This window comes from Pseudomonas sp. CCI1.1 (assembly GCF_034348165.1).
Lineage (GTDB): Bacteria > Pseudomonadota > Gammaproteobacteria > Pseudomonadales > Pseudomonadaceae > Aquipseudomonas > Aquipseudomonas paracarnis.
In genome coordinates this window covers 2981896-3003575 of sequence record NZ_CP133780.1, presented here as the reverse complement: position 1 = coordinate 3003575, position 21680 = coordinate 2981896, and the positions used below count along the sequence as shown (strand labels likewise).

Below are 21680 nucleotides of genomic sequence, written 5' to 3'. Positions count from 1 at the left end.
AGCCAGCACATGGCTGGCTTCGGCTTTCAGGTGTCAATCAATTGGCTTCTGCGGCCGCCTCCACGTCATGCGCGATAAGCGAGACGAGAGCATTTTGCTGGCGGTGGGAGAGCTGACGAAAACGCTGCAGCAGTTCGCGTTCGTGCAGTGACAGCTCGGGGCTGTCCAGGCGCATGCTCAACTCTTCACCCAAGGCACCTTCCTGAATAAGGCTTTGTTCCAGGCGTGCGATGATTTCGGAGTTCATGCTGCGGTGATGATTGCGAGCCACCTCGGCAATGCGTTCCCGCATTCCGTCTGGCAGACGTACGACGAATTTGTCAGCCGTACGGCTGGAATAAATTGCCTGTTTCAATGGGCGCATATATTTAACCGGTTAGTTCAGGGGAGCGGTTTCTGGAATTGGCCGCAAGATGAGTGTTAAGACAAGGCTCACGACCAAAGTTCAACCCGAATTGCAAAGAGGCCGCATCATGCCTCAGATTTGACATTTCATTGGCGTCAATTCTGTGACAAATATTGAACCGCCTACAGGCTTTATGCCAGTACTGATTTACGTTTTTGCGGACTGGTTAGAAAAAATCCTGCGACTGCAGCGAAGCTCGTCAATCTTCGCCCAAGCCTGCACGGCATCCGGGTTGAAGGGCGCCCGTCCTATAGCGATATGGCCTTTTGCCCTCAAGCTTAAGGTTAGTAGCTGTTCGCCTATTTACGAGTATCAGGCGACATAAGGTAGGGGAGGGAGATGGGGAAGGGGGTTAGCGCAGGAGCGGATCGAATTTGATTCGGCGACCCTTGATTAGCGTCAGTACCAGTAGGCTGCCCAGCACGGCGCTGGCGACGAAGGCTAGGGTTTGAGTTTGTTGTGATGTAGCTCCCAGGCCTAGCGCAACAGATAGGAGCGTCAGGCACAGAAACAACCAGGCAGATTTCGACATGAATAGTGTTCTCAGAAAACCCAATGCTCGGCCGCTGGCGCTGATTGTGTATCTTGGGTCAGGCGGATGGGAGATTGGGGGTTTGCAGTCATCAGTGCCAACTGAGGTCGCTGTTGCAGATGGTGGGGAATGGCTTGGCTGATTTGCGCGCCGTCTTCAGTACTGGTCGGCTGAAAATGAAACGTCACCACCGTAGCCAGTGCCACAGCGTTCAGTGCTAGTAGAAGGGCGCTGTTCATCATCATAGTCTCCACGGTGCCTGGAACGATTGGTTTTGTGTTTATGACTTTGCAGATGTCGTGCCAATCTATTATTCCAATAAAAACAAGGAGTTAAGATTGTTTTTTGAGGGCGCTGGGTTGCAGTTTGCAATGATGGCATATTGGCGTAGTGCAATTTGCACGATGAGGGTGAAAGTCTTGGCATGCTGAATGAGGCTATGAACGTACGTGCAAGGATTGGCCTACAGTCAAAATGCCAACGGACGACATGACAAAACCAGCCTCGGCCGTTAAGATGCACGCCGTCTGTCGCTAGCCCTTCAGGTTAAGCGTCGCATTTGTCCCAGTAGCTCAATTGGATAGAGCATCCCCCTCCTAAGGGGAAGGTTGGCCGTTCGAACCGGCCCTGGGACACCATCTCTGTAAAGCTTTCCCCTCCTGGTATTCGTCGGTCTCAACAACAGTCATCCTCGTTCCTCGCCTGTGCGGGATCCAGCCGCGCTTCTTTCGGTTGAGATCCAGATGCATTTGTGTGGGTGGGAATAATTCACGTCCCTAGGTTGTGCGCTCCTTCTATATAGAAGAGGCGGTGGGGCACCCTGGTTTTTATAGGCGAGTAAGTGTTTCGCTTTTTTTAAGATAAGGGGGTTGACGTTCATGGCGATCCCTGTAGAATTCGCCTCCCGCTTACGAGAGATCGCAAGCGCAAGTGGTTGAAGTTGTTGAAGAAATCTTCGAAAACTTCTGAAAATAACCACTTGACAGCAAATGAGGCTGCTGTAGAATGCGCGCCTCGGTTGAGACGAAAGATCTTAACCAACCGCTCTTTAACAACTGAATCAAGCAATTCGTGTGGGTGCTTGTGGAGTCAGACTGATAGTCAACAAGATTATCAGCATCACAAGTTACTCCGCGAGAAATCAAAGATGTAACCAATGATTGCTGAGCCAAGTTTAGGGTTTCTTAAAAACCCAAAGATGTTTGAACTGAAGAGTTTGATCATGGCTCAGATTGAACGCTGGCGGCAGGCCTAACACATGCAAGTCGAGCGGTAGAGAGAAGCTTGCTTCTCTTGAGAGCGGCGGACGGGTGAGTAATGCCTAGGAATCTGCCTGGTAGTGGGGGATAACGTTCGGAAACGGACGCTAATACCGCATACGTCCTACGGGAGAAAGCAGGGGACCTTCGGGCCTTGCGCTATCAGATGAGCCTAGGTCGGATTAGCTAGTTGGTGAGGTAATGGCTCACCAAGGCGACGATCCGTAACTGGTCTGAGAGGATGATCAGTCACACTGGAACTGAGACACGGTCCAGACTCCTACGGGAGGCAGCAGTGGGGAATATTGGACAATGGGCGAAAGCCTGATCCAGCCATGCCGCGTGTGTGAAGAAGGTCTTCGGATTGTAAAGCACTTTAAGTTGGGAGGAAGGGTTGTAGATTAATACTCTGCAATTTTGACGTTACCGACAGAATAAGCACCGGCTAACTCTGTGCCAGCAGCCGCGGTAATACAGAGGGTGCAAGCGTTAATCGGAATTACTGGGCGTAAAGCGCGCGTAGGTGGTTTGTTAAGTTGGATGTGAAATCCCCGGGCTCAACCTGGGAACTGCATTCAAAACTGACTGACTAGAGTATGGTAGAGGGTGGTGGAATTTCCTGTGTAGCGGTGAAATGCGTAGATATAGGAAGGAACACCAGTGGCGAAGGCGACCACCTGGACTAATACTGACACTGAGGTGCGAAAGCGTGGGGAGCAAACAGGATTAGATACCCTGGTAGTCCACGCCGTAAACGATGTCAACTAGCCGTTGGAAGCCTTGAGCTTTTAGTGGCGCAGCTAACGCATTAAGTTGACCGCCTGGGGAGTACGGCCGCAAGGTTAAAACTCAAATGAATTGACGGGGGCCCGCACAAGCGGTGGAGCATGTGGTTTAATTCGAAGCAACGCGAAGAACCTTACCAGGCCTTGACATCCAATGAACTTTCTAGAGATAGATTGGTGCCTTCGGGAACATTGAGACAGGTGCTGCATGGCTGTCGTCAGCTCGTGTCGTGAGATGTTGGGTTAAGTCCCGTAACGAGCGCAACCCTTGTCCTTAGTTACCAGCACGTTATGGTGGGCACTCTAAGGAGACTGCCGGTGACAAACCGGAGGAAGGTGGGGATGACGTCAAGTCATCATGGCCCTTACGGCCTGGGCTACACACGTGCTACAATGGTCGGTACAGAGGGTTGCCAAGCCGCGAGGTGGAGCTAATCCCATAAAACCGATCGTAGTCCGGATCGCAGTCTGCAACTCGACTGCGTGAAGTCGGAATCGCTAGTAATCGCGAATCAGAATGTCGCGGTGAATACGTTCCCGGGCCTTGTACACACCGCCCGTCACACCATGGGAGTGGGTTGCACCAGAAGTAGCTAGTCTAACCTTCGGGAGGACGGTTACCACGGTGTGATTCATGACTGGGGTGAAGTCGTAACAAGGTAGCCGTAGGGGAACCTGCGGCTGGATCACCTCCTTAATCGACGACATCAGCTGCTCCATAAGTTCCCACACGAATTGCTTGATTCATTGAAGAAGACGAAAGAAGCAGCCCGAAATTGGGTCTGTAGCTCAGTTGGTTAGAGCGCACCCCTGATAAGGGTGAGGTCGGCAGTTCGAATCTGCCCAGACCCACCAATTTTGTGTGGGAAACGCCTGTAGAAATACGGGGCCATAGCTCAGCTGGGAGAGCGCCTGCCTTGCACGCAGGAGGTCAACGGTTCGATCCCGTTTGGCTCCACCACTACTGCTTCTGTTTGTATAAAGCTTAGAAATGAGCATTCCATCGTTGTGATGGTGAATGTTGATTTCTAGTCTTTGACTAGTTCGTTCTTTAAAAATTTGGGTATGTGATAGAAAGATAGACTGAACGTTACTTTCACTGGTAACGGATCAGGCTAAGGTAAAATTTGTGAGTTCTCTTAACTGAGAAATTCGAATTTTCGGCGAATGTCGTCTTCACAGTATAACCAGATTGCTTGGGGTTATATGGTCAAGTGAAGAAGCGCATACGGTGGATGCCTTGGCAGTCAGAGGCGATGAAAGACGTGGTAGCCTGCGAAAAGCTTCGGGGAGTCGGCAAACAGACTTTGATCCGGAGATGTCTGAATGGGGGAACCCAGCCATCATAAGATGGTTATCTTGTACTGAATACATAGGTGCAAGAGGCGAACCAGGGGAACTGAAACATCTAAGTACCCTGAGGAAAAGAAATCAACCGAGATTCCCTTAGTAGTGGCGAGCGAACGGGGACTAGCCCTTAAGTGGCTTTGAGATTAGCGGAACGCTCTGGAAAGTGCGGCCATAGTGGGTGATAGCCCTGTACGCGAAAATCTCTTAGCCATGAAATCGAGTAGGACGGAGCACGAGAAACTTTGTCTGAATATGGGGGGACCATCCTCCAAGGCTAAATACTACTGACTGACCGATAGTGAACTAGTACCGTGAGGGAAAGGCGAAAAGAACCCCGGAGAGGGGAGTGAAATAGATCCTGAAACCGTATGCGTACAAGCAGTGGGAGCCCACTTTGTTGGGTGACTGCGTACCTTTTGTATAATGGGTCAGCGACTTATTTTCAGTGGCGAGCTTAACCGAATAGGGGAGGCGTAGCGAAAGCGAGTCTTAATAGGGCGTCTAGTCGCTGGGAATAGACCCGAAACCGGGCGATCTATCCATGGGCAGGTTGAAGGTTGGGTAACACTAACTGGAGGACCGAACCGACTACCGTTGAAAAGTTAGCGGATGACCTGTGGATCGGAGTGAAAGGCTAATCAAGCTCGGAGATAGCTGGTTCTCCTCGAAAGCTATTTAGGTAGCGCCTCATGTATCACTGTAGGGGGTAGAGCACTGTTTCGGCTAGGGGGTCATCCCGACTTACCAAACCGATGCAAACTCCGAATACCTACAAGTGCCGAGCATGGGAGACACACGGCGGGTGCTAACGTCCGTCGTGAAAAGGGAAACAACCCAGACCGTCAGCTAAGGTCCCAAAGTTATGGTTAAGTGGGAAACGATGTGGGAAGGCTTAGACAGCTAGGAGGTTGGCTTAGAAGCAGCCACCCTTTAAAGAAAGCGTAATAGCTCACTAGTCGAGTCGGCCTGCGCGGAAGATGTAACGGGGCTCAAACCATACACCGAAGCTACGGGTATCACGTAAGTGATGCGGTAGAGGAGCGTTCTGTAAGCCTGTGAAGGTGAGTTGAGAAGCTTGCTGGAGGTATCAGAAGTGCGAATGCTGACATGAGTAACGATAATGGGTGTGAAAAACACCCACGCCGAAAGACCAAGGTTTCCTGCGCAACGTTAATCGACGCAGGGTTAGTCGGTCCCTAAGGCGAGGCTGAAAAGCGTAGTCGATGGAAAACAGGTTAATATTCCTGTACTTCTGGTTATTGCGATGGAGGGACGGAGAAGGCTAGGCCAGCTTGGCGTTGGTTGTCCAAGTTTAAGGTGGTAGGCTGGAATCTTAGGTAAATCCGGGATTCTAAGGCCGAGAGCTGATGACGAGTTACCTTTCAGGTAACGAAGTGGTTGATGCCATGCTTCCAAGAAAAGCTTCTAAGCTTCAGGTAACCAGGAACCGTACCCCAAACCGACACAGGTGGTTGGGTAGAGAATACCAAGGCGCTTGAGAGAACTCGGGTGAAGGAACTAGGCAAAATGGCACCGTAACTTCGGGAGAAGGTGCGCCGGTGAGGGTGAAGGACTTGCTCCGTAAGCTCATGCCGGTCGAAGATACCAGGCCGCTGCGACTGTTTATTAAAAACACAGCACTCTGCAAACACGAAAGTGGACGTATAGGGTGTGACGCCTGCCCGGTGCCGGAAGGTTAATTGATGGGGTTAGCTAACGCGAAGCTCTTGATCGAAGCCCCGGTAAACGGCGGCCGTAACTATAACGGTCCTAAGGTAGCGAAATTCCTTGTCGGGTAAGTTCCGACCTGCACGAATGGCGTAACGATGGCGGCGCTGTCTCCACCCGAGACTCAGTGAAATTGAAATCGCTGTGAAGATGCAGTGTATCCGCGGCTAGACGGAAAGACCCCGTGAACCTTTACTATAGCTTTGCACTGGACTTTGAATTTGCTTGTGTAGGATAGGTGGGAGGCTTTGAAGCGTGGACGCCAGTCTGCGTGGAGCCATCCTTGAAATACCACCCTGGCAACTTTGAGGTTCTAACTCAGGTCCGTTATCCGGATCGAGGACAGTGTATGGTGGGTAGTTTGACTGGGGCGGTCTCCTCCTAAAGAGTAACGGAGGAGTACGAAGGTGCGCTCAGACCGGTCGGAAATCGGTCGTAGAGTATAAAGGCAAAAGCGCGCTTGACTGCGAGACAGACACGTCGAGCAGGTACGAAAGTAGGTCTTAGTGATCCGGTGGTTCTGTATGGAAGGGCCATCGCTCAACGGATAAAAGGTACTCCGGGGATAACAGGCTGATACCGCCCAAGAGTTCATATCGACGGCGGTGTTTGGCACCTCGATGTCGGCTCATCACATCCTGGGGCTGAAGCCGGTCCCAAGGGTATGGCTGTTCGCCATTTAAAGTGGTACGCGAGCTGGGTTTAGAACGTCGTGAGACAGTTCGGTCCCTATCTGCCGTGGACGTTTGAGATTTGAGAGGGGCTGCTCCTAGTACGAGAGGACCGGAGTGGACGAACCTCTGGTGTTCCGGTTGTCACGCCAGTGGCATTGCCGGGTAGCTATGTTCGGAATAGATAACCGCTGAAAGCATCTAAGCGGGAAACTAGCCTCAAGATGAGATCTCACTGGAACCTTGAGTTCCCTGAAGGGCCGTCGAAGACTACGACGTTGATAGGTTGGGTGTGTAAGCGCTGTGAGGCGTTGAGCTAACCAATACTAATTGCCCGTGAGGCTTGACCATATAACACCCAAGCAATTTGAGTCGAAAGGCCAGATTGCGGTGTGTGAAGACGAAGATGAACCGAAAGTTCGACGCTCACAAAACACCGAAACTATCACATACCCAATTTGCTGAAGCGAGGCCAGCTGGCCACGACTCAGTACCCGAATTTCTTGACGACCATAGAGCATTGGAACCACCTGATCCCATCCCGAACTCAGCAGTGAAACGATGCATCGCCGATGGTAGTGTGGGGTTTCCCCATGTGAGAGTAGGTCATCGTCAAGATTAAATTCCGAAACCCCAATTGCGAAAGCAGTTGGGGTTTTGTTTTGGGCGCTCGAAAAGAACGCCAACTTCCAAAGCCTGCACAGCGTTCCATTGACGCCTTTTGTACAGATACCCCAATACCAGTCGAACCTTGCGTGTTATCAAGGTTCACAGGTGGTGCGCCGTGTATTTATCTCCACGGTTATGTACCTCACAGACACCCACGTATCGTCTGAGCTGTGAAACAAAATAATCCCCGGAAACAGACCCTACCGTCTGTCCGGACTCAACCGCCCCGGACTATCATGCTGATAGCCCTACCCCTCACCGCAAGGAGCCGCTCGGAACGCCGATGCGCCAGATCTGGAAATCTTTTCGAGCCCTTTATTTCGCCTCTTTGATGATGCTGATCGGCTCCGGCCTGCTTAGTACTTATCTGGCTTTGCGTCTGGCAGCAGACAACGTCGACAGCCTGTGGGTGGGTGCGCTGATGGCTGCCAACTATTTTGGCTTGGTGCTGGGCGGCAAGCTCGGGCACCGCTTGATTGCCCGGGTCGGGCATATTCGTGCCTACGCTACCTGCGCCGGGATCGTCGGCGCAGCAGTGCTGGGTCACGGTTTGATTGATTGGCTGCCAGCCTGGATTGTGCTGCGGATGATCGTGGGCCTGGGGATGATGTGCCAGTACATGGTCATCGAGAGTTGGCTCAATGAGCAGGCAGACGCCAAGCAGCGCGGCGTAGTGTTCAGCGGTTACATGATTGCGTCCTACCTTGGGTTGGTGCTGGGCCAATTGATCCTGGTCATGCACCCCCATCTCGGGCTTGAACTGTTGATGCTCGTAGCGCTGTGCTTTGCGCTGTGCCTGGTCCCTGTGGCGATGACCCGACGCATTCACCCGGCCCCACTGCACCCGGCTCCGATGGAGCCGCGCTTCTTTATCAAGCGCGTGCCGCAATCGCTCAGCACCGTGTTGGGCGCTGGGTTGATCGTCGGTTCGTTCTACGGCTTGGCGCCGCTCTACGCCTCTCAGCAGGGCCTGACGACTGAGCAAGTCGGCTTGTTCATGGGTAGCTGCATTTTTGCTGGATTGGTCGTGCAGTGGCCACTGGGCTGGTTGTCGGACCGCTATGACCGCGCGCTGCTGATTCGCTGCTTTGCCTTGTGCCTGGCGATAACGGCCTTACCGTTGGCCATCATGACGCAGGTACCGCTGGAGGTGTTGTTCGTGGCGGGCTTCTTCTGTTCGCTGGTGCAGTTCTGCCTTTACCCCTTGGCGGTGGCCTTTTCCAACGACCATGTGGAAGGCGATCGCCGGGTGTCACTGACGGCCATGTTGCTCGTTACCTACGGGATCGGCGCCAGCGTGGGGCCGCTGTTGGCCGGTGTGGTGATGAAGCTATTCGGCAGCCAGATGCTCTACGCGTTTTTCAGCCTGTGTGCGCTGATCCTGGTGTGGCGCATTCGACCCAAGGCGGTAACCAACCTGCATCAGGTCGACGACGCACCACTGCATCACGTGGCGATGCCCGACAGCATGTCCAGTTCGCCTTTGGTGGCTGCCCTTGACCCGCGGGTGGATGAGCAGGTGGTGCAGGAGCAGATGCAAGTCACTGTTCCTGACCCAGAGCCCGTCCCTGATACCGAGGAGCCAGCGAGCGAAGAACCGCACGAGCCACCAGACCCGGACGAACATCCCCATGACTTAAGCAGGGCGCGCCCCTGAACGAAAAAACGGGCAGATCCCATCAGGATCTGCCCGTTTTTTTATCTCAGCGTCTAACGCTTAAAGATCGTCGTCTTTATCGAAGCGCCGAGCTTCTCGCTGCAATTGGTAGACAAAGCGTTCCACTTGTCGCTGCACCAAACCACTCATGTTGTGAAAGCGCACGCCGGCAAAGGTGGTGTTGATCTTGTCTTCGAAGTGCAGGTAGCGCAGTTCCACGGAAGTGGTCATGCTGCCGAAGGGCAGGGCAGCAATAAAGCGATCATAGACCTGGCCCAACTGCAGACGTTCGGAGATATCGCCTTCAAAGCGCAATTTGCAGCCGGTTGCCGAGATATCCAGCAGCTTACCGCTGATAGGTGCCTTGAGCTTCTCGCCACCCAACTGAATGTCCACCAGCTGCGCAAGCTTGAGTGCGGCGCGGAAGGCATTGCGTCGTTGATGGTAAACCACTTCGCCGGGCAGGCTGCCGCTATAGATGCGGTGGCCGCCTTTTTCGCTGATGGTCAAGGTGCCGTTGCTTTCCCAGGCAACCCGCACGCCCTCATGGAAACCTTCGATACGGAAGGCTTCGCCATTCTCAAGATAGCGTTCACCGTCACGGGGAATCATTTCGTCCAGTACCAGCGTCTTGCTGTCGCGGTCAATGTCCACCAGGTAGCTCTGGAACCGCTGGCTGCGTTCGTGGAAAGTGATGATCAGCGGGTCATGGCTTTCTTGCAGCATCCGCAACGTGCTGGCGATTTCCAGAGGCGTGGTGAGCACCTTGGGTGGCTGCGGTGCATCTTCCGCATTAAGGGCGTTGAACACGGTTCTTCCATCTCCAGGCAAAATACGACTACACGCAAGAACCGGCATTTTGCCAGTATGTAGCGCGCCTTGGATAGGTCGCGCTGTAAACCGGTGTCAGGCTTGGCTGCGGGTGCTTGGCTTGACCAGGCGTGAGGTGGAGCCTTGGGCGTTATACAGGGCCGGAGGCTCTCCGCCGTGCAGTATGCGCAGCTGATTGGCGGTCGTGGCTTGCTGAAGCTGGATCGACTGACCGTTGAGCAGGTTGGCTTCCTGGCACTGTGCGAGCAAATGATTGAGTTCTTTGCTCTGTGCCAGCAGTTGATCGCCGACTGAAGAGTGGCTGGCCAGTTGTGCCAGGCCATCGTGGTCGGCAGGCAGGCCCAGGCTGATCAGAATCTCGCTGCGCTTCTTTCCGTGCTGTTCGAGCAAGACAATCAGCGACTGTTTGCGCGCCAGGATTTCTTCCAGCAAGGGCATATCCCGGCCGTACAAGGCCAGGGATTCTTCCTTGAGCAGCTCGAGCAATTGTTGCGTCGGCGCCAGATCATCAATGATCAGTTGGAGCAAATGTTCGTCGTGGTGCATGGCTGGCCTTGGGTTTTAAGCGTCCAAAAGCCCTGCGCAGGCCTTTGCCTAGCGCTCGGCTTCGAAGTTGAGCAGCTTGCTGGCTACACGGTTGCTGTCGACTTTATAGCTGCCATCGGCGATAGCCTGTTTCAACTCGGCCACGCGGGCTTTATTGACGACGGGTTGATCGCGCAGCGAGTCAGTGACCTTTTGCAACTGTTGAGCCTCATTGCTCAGGTGTACCGATTCCCCACTCTGGCTGGCGGCGGCCTGCTCTGCTTTGGCAGGCAAGGGCTGCGGCTTGGCTTCTACGCTGTCCTTGGCACCGCCGGTGCGCGTATTGCCGGGCAAGGCCGGGGTGTTATTCAAACGACTGAAATCAATGACCATGTTGAAAAACCTCTGGGTATTTGGACGCTTGCCATGTTTTCGGCCATACCCGGGCAAACTTTAGGCTCGATTGACAATAAACCTGTTCGGCTCAATATCCAGCACACAGTGTAGGAAAAGCTGGCATTTGATTCCAGTCATCTATAGCGCCACCTCGACTTGGCCTGGCGCCGTGACCCGCGCCTTGATCACGCGATTGGAGTTGAGGTTCTTGACACGGATCTGTTCGCTCATGCCGCCGTTGGACAACGCCTCGCCCGGCATCCTGACGTTCAGGCCGCCACTGCTGGCGGAAATCACCACTTGGTCACCCTTGCGAATCACCTCCGCCTGTTCCAGATGAACCAGTGTGAGGACTTGGTCAGTGACCACGGGGCGGGTGAGTTTTTGCCCGACGGCCTGGTCCAGTGACGTCAGGTAGCCCTGGTTGATCAAGCTGATGTCCCTCTCGCGCAGCGCCACATCGTCGTAGCCGATGATGCCGGTGCGCTTCAATGGCCGCGCCACTACCACTACGTCGCGAAACAGCTTGACCTGCGCCGGCACAAATACCGTCCAGGGCGAGGCGCCCTCACAGCGCACCTTCACGGTCACACGGCCGATAGGCTGGGCGGGGCTTTCCAGGGTGGCTGTCAATTCCTTGTCGCACATTGGCATGCGCAAACGTGGGTCCAACTGGTTGACCTGAATTTCATAACGCCCCGGCGTCTGGGTGGTCGCCAGATAATCTTCTACAGTGAACTCAAGAAAGCCTTGGGTGACGCCGATAAGTAGATCAGGCAGGGTAACGTTGTCGGCGCGGGCCGTGACGCCCAGGCCCGAGACAAGCAGCGCCATCGCGGCGCAGAGCAGTCTGCGGTAGCGTGAGCGGCCAGGGTGTCGGGAAACTGTCGTTTTAATATCCATACTCAGTAAATAGCAAAGCTCGTGCCGTTTAGTGTTGGGTACGCGTCGTACCCCTAGGATTTAGGAGTCTGGGCATGGCAGGTGTAATGGATTCAGTAAACCAGCGTACACAGCTGGTAGGGCAGAATCGCCTGGAGTTGTTGCTTTTCCGCCTGGATGGCAATCAGTTGTATGGCATCAACGTGTTTAAAGTGCGTGAAGTGCTGCAATGTCCCAAGTTGACGATCATGCCCAAGTCCAGTCCGGTGGTGTGTGGCGTGGCCAACATCCGGGGCGCGACCATTCCGATTCTTGACCTGGCCATGGCCACGGGGGCCGCGGGTTTGCAAGACCGCCAGAACCCTTTCGTGATCATCACCGAGTACAACACCAAGACCCAGGGTTTCCTGGTGCGCTCGGTGGAGCGCATCGTCAATATGAACTGGGAAGAGATCCATCCGCCGCCCAAGGGCACGGGGCGCGATCACTACCTGACGGCGGTGACGCGGGTCGATAACCAGTTGGTGGAAATCATCGACGTGGAGAAGATCCTCGCCGAAGTGGCCCCCACCTCGGAAACCATCTCCGTCGGAGTGGTGGATGCCGAAACGGCACACAAGGCGGTTTCGCTGCGCGTGTTGACCGTGGACGACTCTTCGGTGGCGCGCAAGCAGGTCACGCGTTGCCTGCAAACCGTCGGGGTGGAGGTGGTGGCCCTCAATGACGGACGCCAAGCCCTGGATTACCTGCGCAAGCTGGCGGACGAAGGCAAGAAGCCCGAAGAAGAATTCTTGATGATGATCTCTGACATCGAGATGCCGGAAATGGATGGCTATACGCTCACGGCCGAGATACGTAACGATCCACGCATGCAAAAATTGCATATCATCCTGCATACTTCGTTGTCGGGGGTATTCAATCAGGCAATGGTCAAGAAGGTCGGTGCGGATGACTTTCTGGCCAAATTCCGTCCTGATGACCTCGCATCCCGGGTAGTCGACCGGATCAAGGCAGCAGATCACGGCTAGGGGATGTCCCCCGGCGGTCACACGATTTAAGAGGCGGCATCATTGTCTACGGGTAATTTGGATTTCGAACAGTTCCGGGTCTTCCTGGAAAAAGCCTGTGGCATATTGCTCGGTGAAAACAAGCAGTACCTGGTATCCAGCCGTCTCAACAAGCTGATGGAACAGCAGGGCATCAAGTCCCTGGGTGAGTTGGTCCAGCGGATCCAGGGGCAGCCGCGCAGTGGGCTCAAGGAAATGGTGGTCGATGCCATGACCACCAACGAAACCTTATGGTTTCGCGATACCTATCCCTTTGAAGTGCTCAAGAACAAAGTGTTGCCCGAAGCCATCAAGGCCAGCCCGGGCCAGCGCCTGCGTATCTGGTCGGCGGCCTGTTCTTCGGGGCAGGAGCCGTACTCGATCTCGATGTCCATCGATGAGTTCGAGCGGACCAACATGGGCCAGTTGAAAGCCGGTGCGCAAATTGTGGCCACGGACTTGTCCGGCACCATGCTCACCAACTGCAAGACCGGTGAGTACGACAGCCTGGCCCTGGGCCGAGGTTTGTCCCAGGAACGCCTGCAACGCTACTTCGACCCCAAAGGGGCAGGGCGTTGGGCGATCAAGGCGCCGATCAAGAACCGCGTCGAATTTCGCTCTTTCAACCTGCTCGACAGCTACGCCAGCCTAGGCAAGTTCGACATGGTGTTCTGCCGCAACGTGCTGATCTATTTCTCGGCTGAAGTGAAGAAAGACATCCTGTTGCGCATCCACGGCACGCTCAAGCGCGGAGGTTATCTGTTCCTCGGTGCTTCCGAGGCGCTCAATGGGCTGCCGGATCACTTCCAGATGGTGCAATGCAGCCCGGGGATCATCTACCAGGCCAAGTAGCCTGGGGTATGCAATAAAACTGTGGGAGCCGGGCTTGCCCGCGATGGCGTTGTGTCAGTCGATGAATTGGTCGGCAGGTACTCCGCCATCGCAGGCAAGCCAGCTCCCACATTTTTTTTCTCGGCAAGCTGGCGTAAAGCGGCAACTGCCCATTGCCGCTTTAATGGCGCTACGCGGAAATCGCTTGCCGCTTTTCTGGCATAGCCGCCGTCGACTCCCCTCCAAACCCTTGATATAGGGGCTCCCGCAAGATTGGCATGCACCTTGCTATAACCCTGCTAACGAACAGCAGGTCAGCCTAAAGGTTTCCGCCATGAGCATCAGCTTCGATAAAGCGCTCGGTATCCACGAACAAGCCCTGGGCTTCCGCGCCCAGCGTGCCGAAGTCCTGGCCAACAATATTGCCAACGCCGACACCCCGAACTACAAGGCTCGGGACCTGGACTTCTCCGCCGTGCTCGCCGCACAGCAGGACAAGACCAAGAACGGCACCTTCGCCTTGAACATGACCAACAGCCGTCATATCGAAGCGCAAGGCCTGAGCAAGGGTGACGAGTCGCTGCTGTATCGCACGCCGATGCAGCCGTCGATCGACCAGAACACCGTCGACGCCCAGCTGGAGCAATCGAACTACGCCGAAAACTCGGTGAACTTCCAGGCCAGCTTCACCCTGCTCAACAGCAAATTCAAAGGGCTGATGTCAGCCCTGCGTGGAGAGTAAGCCATGTCTCTGTCCAGTGTTTTCAATATTGCCGGCAGTGGCATGAGCGCGCAGACCACGCGTTTGAACACCGTCGCCAGTAACATCGCCAACGCCGAGACCGTCTCGTCGAGCATTGACCAGACGTATCGCGCCCGCCATCCGGTGTTTGCCACCATGTTCCAGGGTGGTCAGGCAAACGGCAGCGATTCGTTGTTCCAGAACCAGGACGCCGCCGGCTCAGGCGTGCAGGTGTTGGGCGTGGTCGAAGACCAGAGCAACCTGGAGGCCCGTTACGAGCCCAACCATCCGGCCGCGAACGAAAAGGGTTACGTCTACTACCCCAACGTCAACGTGGTCGAGGAAATGGCTGACATGATCTCCGCCAGTCGCTCGTTCCAGACCAACGCGGAAATGATGAACACCGCCAAAACCATGATGCAGAAGGTTCTGACCCTGGGTCAGTGATAAGGGGCGCCAAATAATGGCCATCGTTGATACGTCTAACAACACGGCGGTTCAGGACCTTTTCAATTCCAAGGTCAAGACCGCGACGAATAACAGCAGCGTCAGTGACGCTTCCAAGACGGCGACGGGCAACCAGTCGCTGGGCAAGGATGCTTTCCTGCAACTGCTCGTCACTCAACTGAAAAACCAGAACCCGCTGTCGCCTCAGGACAACGGCGCGTTCGTCGCGCAGCTTGCCCAGTTCAGCAGCCTGGAAGGCATCAACACCCTGAATGACTCGGTGAACAACATCTCCAGCAACTTCAGCTCCTCGCAGGCGCTGCAGGCTTCGTCGCTGGTGGGGCGCTCGATCATCATCCAGACCGACAAGGCCATGGTGGATACCAGCAAGAGCATGACCGGTTCGGTGGCAGTGACCTCGGCGGTGGGCAATGTCTCCGTCAAGATCACCGACAAAGACGGCAATGTGGTGCGCACCGTTGACATGGGCGCCCAGAGTGCCGGCACCCAAAGCTTTATCTGGGACGGCAAGAACGACAAGGGCGAGGTCGCCCCAGCTGGCACCTACACCTTCAACGCCACCACCAAGAACGACAAAGGCGACGCAGTGGCCTTGGCCACTTCGCTGCCCGCCACGGTCACCAGTGTGACCCTGAGCAAGACTGGCGGCGAAATGCTGCTCAACCTTGCAGGCGGCATGGGCAGCGTCAAGCTGTCGCAAATTCAGACTATCGGTACATAGAGCCGGCTAAATACGGCAGAAGGAGAGAAACATGTCTTTTAATATCGGCCTTAGCGGCCTCTATGCGGCCAACAAACAACTGGACGTGACCGGCAACAACATCGCCAACGTCGCGACCACTGGCTTCAAGTCATCCCGTGCGGAATTCGCCGATATCTACGCGGCTTCCAAGCTGGGCACCGGCCAGAACAGCATCGGCAACGGTGTGAACCTGGCGGCGGTGTCCCAGCAGTTCACCCAGGGCGATGTCAACGGTAGCGGCGGCATCCTCGACATGGCGATTCAGGGCGGTGGCTTCTTCGTGCAGAAGGGCAGCGACGGTTCGCTGGAGTACACCCGTAGTGGTGCGTTCCGTGCGGACAAGGACGGCTACATCACCAACAACACCGGCACTTCGCGCCTGCAAGGATATGCCGCGGACGATAATGGCAAGATCACCAAGGGCGGCTTGGTCGATCTGCAACTGAACCTGGCGAATCTGCCGCCCAAGGCATCCACCAAGGTCGACTCCACCAGTAACCTGAATTCCTCGGAGCCGGTGATTGACCAGGCGGCCAAGCCGTTTGACCCGACCAAGACCGAGACCTTCACCACCCAATACAGCACCACCTTGTACGACTCTCAGGGGAACGCGCACCCGATGGTGCAGTACCTGGTGAAAACCGACGGCAACAAGTGGAATGCCTATACCCTGATTGACGGTCGCAACCCTGATGGTTCGGCCCCGACTGGCACCCCTTCGACGCCACCCGTGCCGTCGACATTGACCTTCGATGGCGCTGGCAATCTGACTACTGTCGTCACCAATGGTGTGTCCGACAAGACCCTGACCGTTGCCGGGTGGGTTCCAGGCAAGGTGACTGACGGCGTGTGGAAGGCTAACGGTGCGGATGCCAACCCGGGCGGCATCGCCATCAACATGGCCAACATTACCCAGTACAACTCGGCTACCTACCGTAACCCTCCGGTCACCGACGGCTATGCCACCGGCCAGATCACCGGCCTGAAAATCGACGGCAGCGGCGTCCTGTTCGCCACCTTCAGCAACCAGCAGAGCAAGGCCATCGGCCAGATCTCCCTGGCCAGCTTCAACAACGAGCAGGGCCTGCAGCCAGCCGGTGCGACCACCTGGAAAGAGACCTTCGCCTCGGGCCAGCCAGGTTATGACAACCCGCAAGCCGGCACCCTGGGTTCGATCGTGGCCAACTCCCTGGAGAACTCCAACGTTAACCTGACCAACGAACTGGTGGACCTGATCAAGGCCCAGAGCAACTACCAGGCGAACGCCAAGACCATCTCCACCCAAAGCACCATCATGCAGACCATCATTCAGATGACCTGATACCCCTGCTCAAAAAATACCTGCACACAAAAAGGCCCCTCAATCGAGGGGCTTTTTTGTGCGCGCGCGTTGCTAGTTTACCGCCTGTTTCATCTCGCCTTGCTGCTGGAACGCCCAACGCCCCTTGCGCCACGCACGGGACACGGGCGCATGTCGCCCATGGACCATCGGGAGAGTGGCATGGCGATCTACAAGCAGTGGGAAGGGATGCCAGCAGGCAGCCATTGGTTTGTTCTGAATAACTACAGCGCCGGTCTATACAGACGCAAAAGTCAGTCGGATGAACCCGGGGGAGGCAAGTCCTCTGATGCAGAATCAGTGAGGCAACTGCTCAATGAGTTGAGAGATGCCGAGAAAACATCCAAGAGCCAAACCGTCCAGGGCCTTCGTGACAAGTTGAACGAGAAGCGCGAAGAACTGGGTGATGAAAAGTTCAAGGAGATCATGCAGGAGTTGATGGAGAAGGCAGACGTCTCCTGGCTGGAGATGCTGCGGCGCCTGATGAAAGAATGGTTTCCGGAAACGGACGATACATCACCCACACCTTCGCCGCCTTCTCCTGGCCCGTCGCCAGGTGGGGGCGGTGGGGGCGGTGGTGGCAGGCCAAGCCCCGGTAATTTTGGGCCCAGCGAGCCCATGAGTAATCTGCCGATTACGGAAGGCTCCAAGCACTTCAACTACAAGCCTGATCAAAGTAACCCAGGAAAAAAACCGGACAACATCTGGAGTGGATTCAGCCAGGGCCCCGATGGCAATTGCGTCACGGTTTCAGCGATAAAGGGCGCAATGATGAAGTTTGGTCAGAAACCCACTGACGTGTTCAAGGAGGTAAAAGAGACGGCAGACGGTTATCACGTGAAGATGCGCGACGGCTTCGAACTTAATCTATCCAAGGATGAATTAAAGCAGGCGGCCAGGTATGCGCAGTTCAAGGGTGACAATCCGGGCATGCTGACCGATGCCAACTTCATGTTTGCAGCGAGCGCCAAGCGGGCACAGATGGAAGGGAATGGCTTGGACGACAACCCTAGCCAATCAAAAAGAAGCTTCGCCCATGCGATGCAAAGTTTGAATAACGGCGAAATGCCCCGCGAAGCATTGGATCGTCTGGGTTTGAAAGGGCTTTACAGGCAGTCCTCAAGCAGTGAGCTGGCGAGCGGCAAGCTCGGCGTCGTGGCCTACGATCGCCATTCGATGGTGGTCATCGACGGGCGCGTGGAGTTGTGGGGGCGCCGAGGTGGCGCGCCAAAGCAGGGTATTGCGTACGCGTTTCTCTAAGGCAGTCAGCAAAAAGCCCGATAAACCCTATGCAGTCGGGGTCTATCGGGCTTTTTCAATCCAGGGGGACAATATCCCTGGACTGGCTCAGCTTATTGGCAAGCTTCGCAATCCGGCTCGTCAATCGCGCAGGCTTTTGGCACCGGTGCTGGGCCGGCGGGTGCTGCGAGTACCGAGTCATCACCGTGGTTGCCGCTGGACACTGCGTTCAGCTTGCCGGTGTTGATGGTCGACTTCTCGGTGCTGGTCGCAGCCAGGGCACGGAGATAGTAAGTGGTTTTCAGGCCACGGTACCACGCCATGCGGTAGGTCACGTCCAGCTTCTTGCCCGAGGCGCCGGCGATGTACAGGTTCAGGGACTGGGCCTGGTCGATCCACTTCTGACGACGGCTGGCGGCGTCAACGATCCACTTGGTGTCCACTTCGAAAGCGGTCGCGTAGAGCTCTTTGAGTTCTTGCGGGATGCGTTCGATCTGCTGCACGGAACCGTCGTAGTACTTCAGGTCGTTGATCATGACCGAGTCCCACAGGCCACGGGCCTTCAGGTCGCGAACGAGGTACGGGTTGATCACGGTGAATTCGCCCGACAGGTTCGATTTCACATACAGGTTCTGGTAGGTCGGTTCGATCGACTGCGACACGCCAGTGATGTTGGCGATGGTGGCGGTCGGTGCGATGGCCATGATGTTGGAGTTACGAATACCTTTCTGCACACGGGCACGTACCGGCGCCCAGTCCAGGGTTTCGTTCAGGTCGACGTCGATGTACTTCTGGCCACGGGCTTCGATCAGGATCTGTTGCGAATCCAGCGGCAGGATGCCCTTGGACCACAGCGAACCCTGGAACGTCTCGTAGGCGCCGCGCTCGTCGGCCAGGTCGCAGGAAGCCTGGATCGCGTAGTAGCTGACCGCTTCCATGGACTTGTCGGCGAACTCGACCGCTGCATCGGAACCGTAAGGGATGTGCTGCAGGTACAGCGCGTCCTGGAAGCCCATGATCCCCAGGCCAACCGGACGGTGCTTGAAGTTGGAGTTCTGCGCCTGTGGCACCGAGTAGTAGTTGATGTCGATCACGTTATCGAGCATGCGTACGGCGGTGTTGACGGTGCGTGCAAGCTTTACGGTGTCCAGCTTGCCGTTGACGATGTGGTTCGGCAGGTTGATCGAGCCCAGGTTGCAAACGGCGATCTCGTCCTTGTTGGTGTTCAAGGTGATCTCGGTGCACAGGTTCGAGCTGTGGACCACGCCCACGTGCTGCTGCGGGCTGCGCAGGTTGCATGGGTCCTTGAAGGTCAACCATGGGTGGCCGGTTTCGAACAGCATGGACAGCATTTTGCGCCACAGGTCTTTGGCCTGGATGGTCTTGAACAGTTTGACCTTGCCCGGGTACTCGGTGAGGGCTTCGTAGTACTCGTAGCGCTCTTCGAAGGCTTTGCCGGTCAGGTCGTGCAGGTCCGGCACTTCGGATGGCGAGAACAGGGTCCACTTGCCGTCATCGAAGACGCGCTTCATGAACAGGTCAGGGATCCAGTTGGCGGTGTTCATGTCGTGGGTACGACGACGGTCATCACCGGTGTTCTTGCGCAGCTCGATGAACTCTTCAATGTCCATGTGCCAGGTTTCCAGGTAGGCACATACAGCGCCTTTGCGCTTGCCACCCTGGTTCACGGCGACGGCGGTGTCGTTCACCACTTTCAGGAACGGTACGACGCCCTGGGACTTGCCGTTGGTGCCCTTGATGTACGAACCCAGTGCGCGCACCGGTGTCCAGTCGTTGCCCAGGCCACCGGCGAATTTGGACAACATGGCGTTGTCGTGGATCGCGTGGTAGATGCCCGACAGGTCATCCGGCACGGTGGTCAGGTAGCAGCTCGACAGCTGGGGACGCAGGGTACCGGCGTTGAACAGGGTCGGAGTCGACGACATGTAGTCGAAGGACGACAGCAGGTTGTAGAACTCGATCGCGCGGTCTTCCTTGTTCTTCTCTTCGATCGCCAGGCCCATGGCCACGCGCATGAAGAACACTTGCGGCAGTTCGAAGCGGATGCCGTCCTTGTGGATGAAGTAACGGTCGTACAGGGTTTGCAGGCCCAGGTAGGTGAACTGCTGATCGCGCTCGTGGTTGATTGCCTTGCCGAGTTTTTCCAGGTCGAAGGTGGCCAGGATCGGGTTCAGCAATTCGAATTCGATACCTTTGGCGATATAGGCCGGCAGGGCCTTGGCGTACAGGTCGGCCATCTCGTGGTGAGTGGCGCTGTCGGCGACTTTCAGGAAGCCCAGGCCTTCGGCACGCAGGGTGTCCATCAACAGGCGCGCGGTCACGAACGAGTAGTTCGGCTCACGCTCGACCAGGGTACGGGCGGTCATCACCAGGGCGGTGTTGACGTCGGTCAGGGCGACGCCGTCGTACAGGTTCTTCAGGGTTTCGCGCTGGATCAGGTCACCGTCGACTTCTTCCAGGCCTTCGCAGGCCTCGGTGATGATGGTGTTCAGGCGGCCCAGGTCCAGCGGTGCGAAGCTGCCGTCGGCCAGGGTGATGCGGATCGACGGGTGCGCTTGTACGGCGGCTTCTTCGGCCGGGGAACGTACGGCACGTTCCTTGGCGCGCGAATCACGGTAGATCACGTAGTCGCGGGCCACTTTCTGCTCGCCGGCACGCATCAGGGCCAGTTCGACCTGGTCCTGGATTTCTTCGATGTGGATAGTGCCGCCCGATGGCATGCGACGCTTGAAGGTCGCGGTGACCTGTTCGGTCAGACGGGCAACGGTGTCGTGGATGCGCGACGAAGCGGCAGCGGTGCCGCCTTCAACTGCAAGAAACGCTTTGGTGATGGCGACGGTGATTTTGTCATCGGTATAAGGAACGACAGTGCCGTTACGCTTGATCACACGCAGTTGGCCAGGTGCAGTGGCGGACAGATCCAGATTCGAATCAGCGGCCTGCGGCACGGAGCCTTGCGGGTTCTCGCGAGTTGTGTCGGTTTGCATGAGGGGGTGTCTCCACATTCTATATTTATTTGGGCACCATCACGGTGCCCACCGTTCCGTCCTGAAGCACTTACAGCAGGCCTGGGCCTGGCATAACAACTTCGGGACAGGAGGAAGGGAGCTCATCGCGCCGCTTCCATGCCGAAGTCTTTGGTTCGGGGCCGGGGAGCCCTTAGCCGTATTCCTGGTGGGTGACAGTGGCCCCATTCAAGCCCTGCAACACCCGTACCGTTTTCTGCCAATCGGGCTGGAAAACGGTTGCCATCCGCGTGCGCGGTTTGGGCTTTCAAAAAATGCGTTGGTTCAACCAAGCACGAGCAAGAAAGCGCTTGAGTTTCTTGTCTGATCTGTGTTTGGTCTTTTCGCTGAAAACCCTACATGTAGGGTTTTTTTAGCGCCGAGGTACAAGATAATGCGTTTTCGGGGGCTTAGCAACGCACTACCTGTGGATAACGCTGTGGGTAAAATGTGTATGAATCATGGAACACCCGTGTAGGCCGCATTACTACTGGATTACACCGTTTGTCACCGAATATTCCCGGCTAGAAACTGCCGGCGGGAATTTTGAGGGCGC

16 protein-coding genes, 3 tRNA genes and 3 rRNA genes are annotated in these 21680 nt (G+C 55.9%); 14 read left to right on the top strand and 8 right to left on the bottom strand.

The window, feature by feature from the left end:
- Positions 1-37: 37 nt before the first annotated feature.
- The 3 genes from RHM69_RS13435 to RHM69_RS13425 form a co-directional block, all read right to left on the bottom strand.
- Positions 38-364 carry an Arc family DNA-binding protein gene (locus tag RHM69_RS13435; protein ID WP_003193592.1) on the bottom strand — a complete coding sequence of 109 codons (327 nt, stop codon included), beginning with the start codon at positions 362-364 and terminating at the stop codon, positions 38-40.
- Between the two features lie 394 nt (positions 365-758).
- Complete coding sequence (locus RHM69_RS13430) at positions 759-938, bottom strand: PA3371 family protein (RefSeq protein WP_003193590.1); 180 nt, start codon at positions 936-938, stop codon at positions 759-761.
- Between the two features lie 11 nt (positions 939-949).
- A complete protein-coding gene (locus RHM69_RS13425; protein WP_014719587.1) occupies positions 950-1177 on the bottom strand; it encodes a hypothetical protein in 228 nt (75 codons plus the stop codon).
- 322 nt (positions 1178-1499) lie between these two features.
- Between RHM69_RS13425 and RHM69_RS13420 the strand changes: the two genes are divergently transcribed.
- The 7 genes from RHM69_RS13420 to RHM69_RS13390 all read left to right on the top strand — a co-directional run bounded on the left by RHM69_RS13420 (position 1500) and on the right by RHM69_RS13390 (position 9057).
- Positions 1500-1576: transfer RNA gene (locus tag RHM69_RS13420), tRNA-Arg, on the top strand.
- A gap of 566 nt (positions 1577-2142) precedes the next feature.
- Positions 2143-3679 (top strand): 16S ribosomal RNA (locus tag RHM69_RS13415).
- Between the two features lie 81 nt (positions 3680-3760).
- Positions 3761-3837: transfer RNA gene (locus RHM69_RS13410), tRNA-Ile, on the top strand.
- Positions 3838-3867: 30 nt separating this feature from the next.
- A tRNA-Ala gene (locus RHM69_RS13405) sits at positions 3868-3943 on the top strand.
- A 247-nt stretch (positions 3944-4190) separates the two neighbouring features.
- A 23S ribosomal RNA gene (locus RHM69_RS13400) occupies positions 4191-7082 on the top strand.
- Positions 7083-7233: 151 nt separating this feature from the next.
- Positions 7234-7349: ribosomal RNA gene (rrf, locus tag RHM69_RS13395) — 5S ribosomal RNA — on the top strand.
- Together the 16S, 23S and 5S rRNA genes with 2 tRNA genes alongside form the textbook arrangement of a ribosomal RNA operon.
- Positions 7350-7683: 334 nt before the next feature.
- Positions 7684-9057 carry an MFS transporter gene (locus tag RHM69_RS13390; protein ID WP_102666808.1) on the top strand — a complete coding sequence of 458 codons (1374 nt, stop codon included), beginning with the start codon at positions 7684-7686 and terminating at the stop codon, positions 9055-9057.
- A 60-nt stretch (positions 9058-9117) separates the two neighbouring features.
- Here the strand turns inward: RHM69_RS13390 and RHM69_RS13385 are convergent, their stop codons facing one another.
- The 4 genes from RHM69_RS13385 to flgA all read right to left on the bottom strand — a co-directional run bounded on the left by RHM69_RS13385 (position 9118) and on the right by flgA (position 11712).
- Positions 9118-9867 (bottom strand): flagellar brake protein, encoded by a 750-nt coding sequence (locus RHM69_RS13385; RefSeq protein WP_014719585.1) that lies wholly within the window; start codon positions 9865-9867, stop codon positions 9118-9120.
- A gap of 96 nt (positions 9868-9963) precedes the next feature.
- The gene (locus RHM69_RS13380) at positions 9964-10434 is read right to left on the bottom strand and encodes a flagella synthesis protein FlgN (RefSeq protein ID WP_014719584.1); all 471 of its coding nucleotides are present in this window, start codon (positions 10432-10434) and stop codon (positions 9964-9966) included.
- 48 nt (positions 10435-10482) lie between these two features.
- Positions 10483-10806 carry a flagellar biosynthesis anti-sigma factor FlgM gene (flgM, locus tag RHM69_RS13375; protein WP_019817214.1) on the bottom strand — a complete coding sequence of 108 codons (324 nt, stop codon included), beginning with the start codon at positions 10804-10806 and terminating at the stop codon, positions 10483-10485.
- Positions 10807-10947: 141 nt separating this feature from the next.
- Positions 10948-11712 carry a flagellar basal body P-ring formation chaperone FlgA gene (flgA, locus tag RHM69_RS13370; protein WP_014719582.1) on the bottom strand — a complete coding sequence of 255 codons (765 nt, stop codon included), beginning with the start codon at positions 11710-11712 and terminating at the stop codon, positions 10948-10950.
- A 74-nt stretch (positions 11713-11786) separates the two neighbouring features.
- Between flgA and RHM69_RS13365 the strand changes: the two genes are divergently transcribed.
- The 7 genes from RHM69_RS13365 to RHM69_RS13335 all read left to right on the top strand — a co-directional run bounded on the left by RHM69_RS13365 (position 11787) and on the right by RHM69_RS13335 (position 18119).
- Positions 11787-12719 carry a chemotaxis protein CheV gene (locus RHM69_RS13365; protein WP_003193578.1) on the top strand — a complete coding sequence of 311 codons (933 nt, stop codon included), beginning with the start codon at positions 11787-11789 and terminating at the stop codon, positions 12717-12719.
- A 42-nt stretch (positions 12720-12761) separates the two neighbouring features.
- A complete protein-coding gene (gene cheR / locus RHM69_RS13360) occupies positions 12762-13589 on the top strand; it encodes a protein-glutamate O-methyltransferase CheR (RefSeq protein ID WP_014719581.1) in 828 nt (275 codons plus the stop codon).
- Positions 13590-13902: 313 nt separating this feature from the next.
- A complete protein-coding gene (gene flgB / locus RHM69_RS13355) occupies positions 13903-14310 on the top strand; it encodes a flagellar basal body rod protein FlgB (protein ID WP_003193573.1) in 408 nt (135 codons plus the stop codon).
- Between the two features lie 3 nt (positions 14311-14313).
- Positions 14314-14757, top strand: coding sequence for a flagellar basal body rod protein FlgC (gene flgC, locus RHM69_RS13350; RefSeq protein WP_014719580.1), 444 nt, complete (start codon positions 14314-14316; stop codon positions 14755-14757).
- 16 nt (positions 14758-14773) lie between these two features.
- Positions 14774-15499: a flagellar hook assembly protein FlgD gene (flgD, locus tag RHM69_RS13345; RefSeq protein ID WP_014719579.1), complete on the top strand. Its 726-nt coding sequence runs from the start codon at positions 14774-14776 to the stop codon at positions 15497-15499.
- A gap of 31 nt (positions 15500-15530) precedes the next feature.
- Positions 15531-16841: a flagellar hook protein FlgE gene (flgE, locus tag RHM69_RS13340; RefSeq protein WP_014719578.1), complete on the top strand. Its 1311-nt coding sequence runs from the start codon at positions 15531-15533 to the stop codon at positions 16839-16841.
- A gap of 180 nt (positions 16842-17021) precedes the next feature.
- Entirely contained in the window at positions 17022-18119 is a 1098-nt protein-coding gene (locus tag RHM69_RS13335) for a hypothetical protein (RefSeq protein ID WP_014719577.1), read from the top strand.
- A gap of 92 nt (positions 18120-18211) precedes the next feature.
- On the opposite strand, the gene RHM69_RS13330 is transcribed toward RHM69_RS13335, so the two are convergent.
- The gene (locus tag RHM69_RS13330) at positions 18212-21106 is read right to left on the bottom strand and encodes a ribonucleoside-diphosphate reductase subunit alpha (protein ID WP_003193565.1); all 2895 of its coding nucleotides are present in this window, start codon (positions 21104-21106) and stop codon (positions 18212-18214) included.
- Positions 21107-21680: the final 574 nt, after the last annotated feature.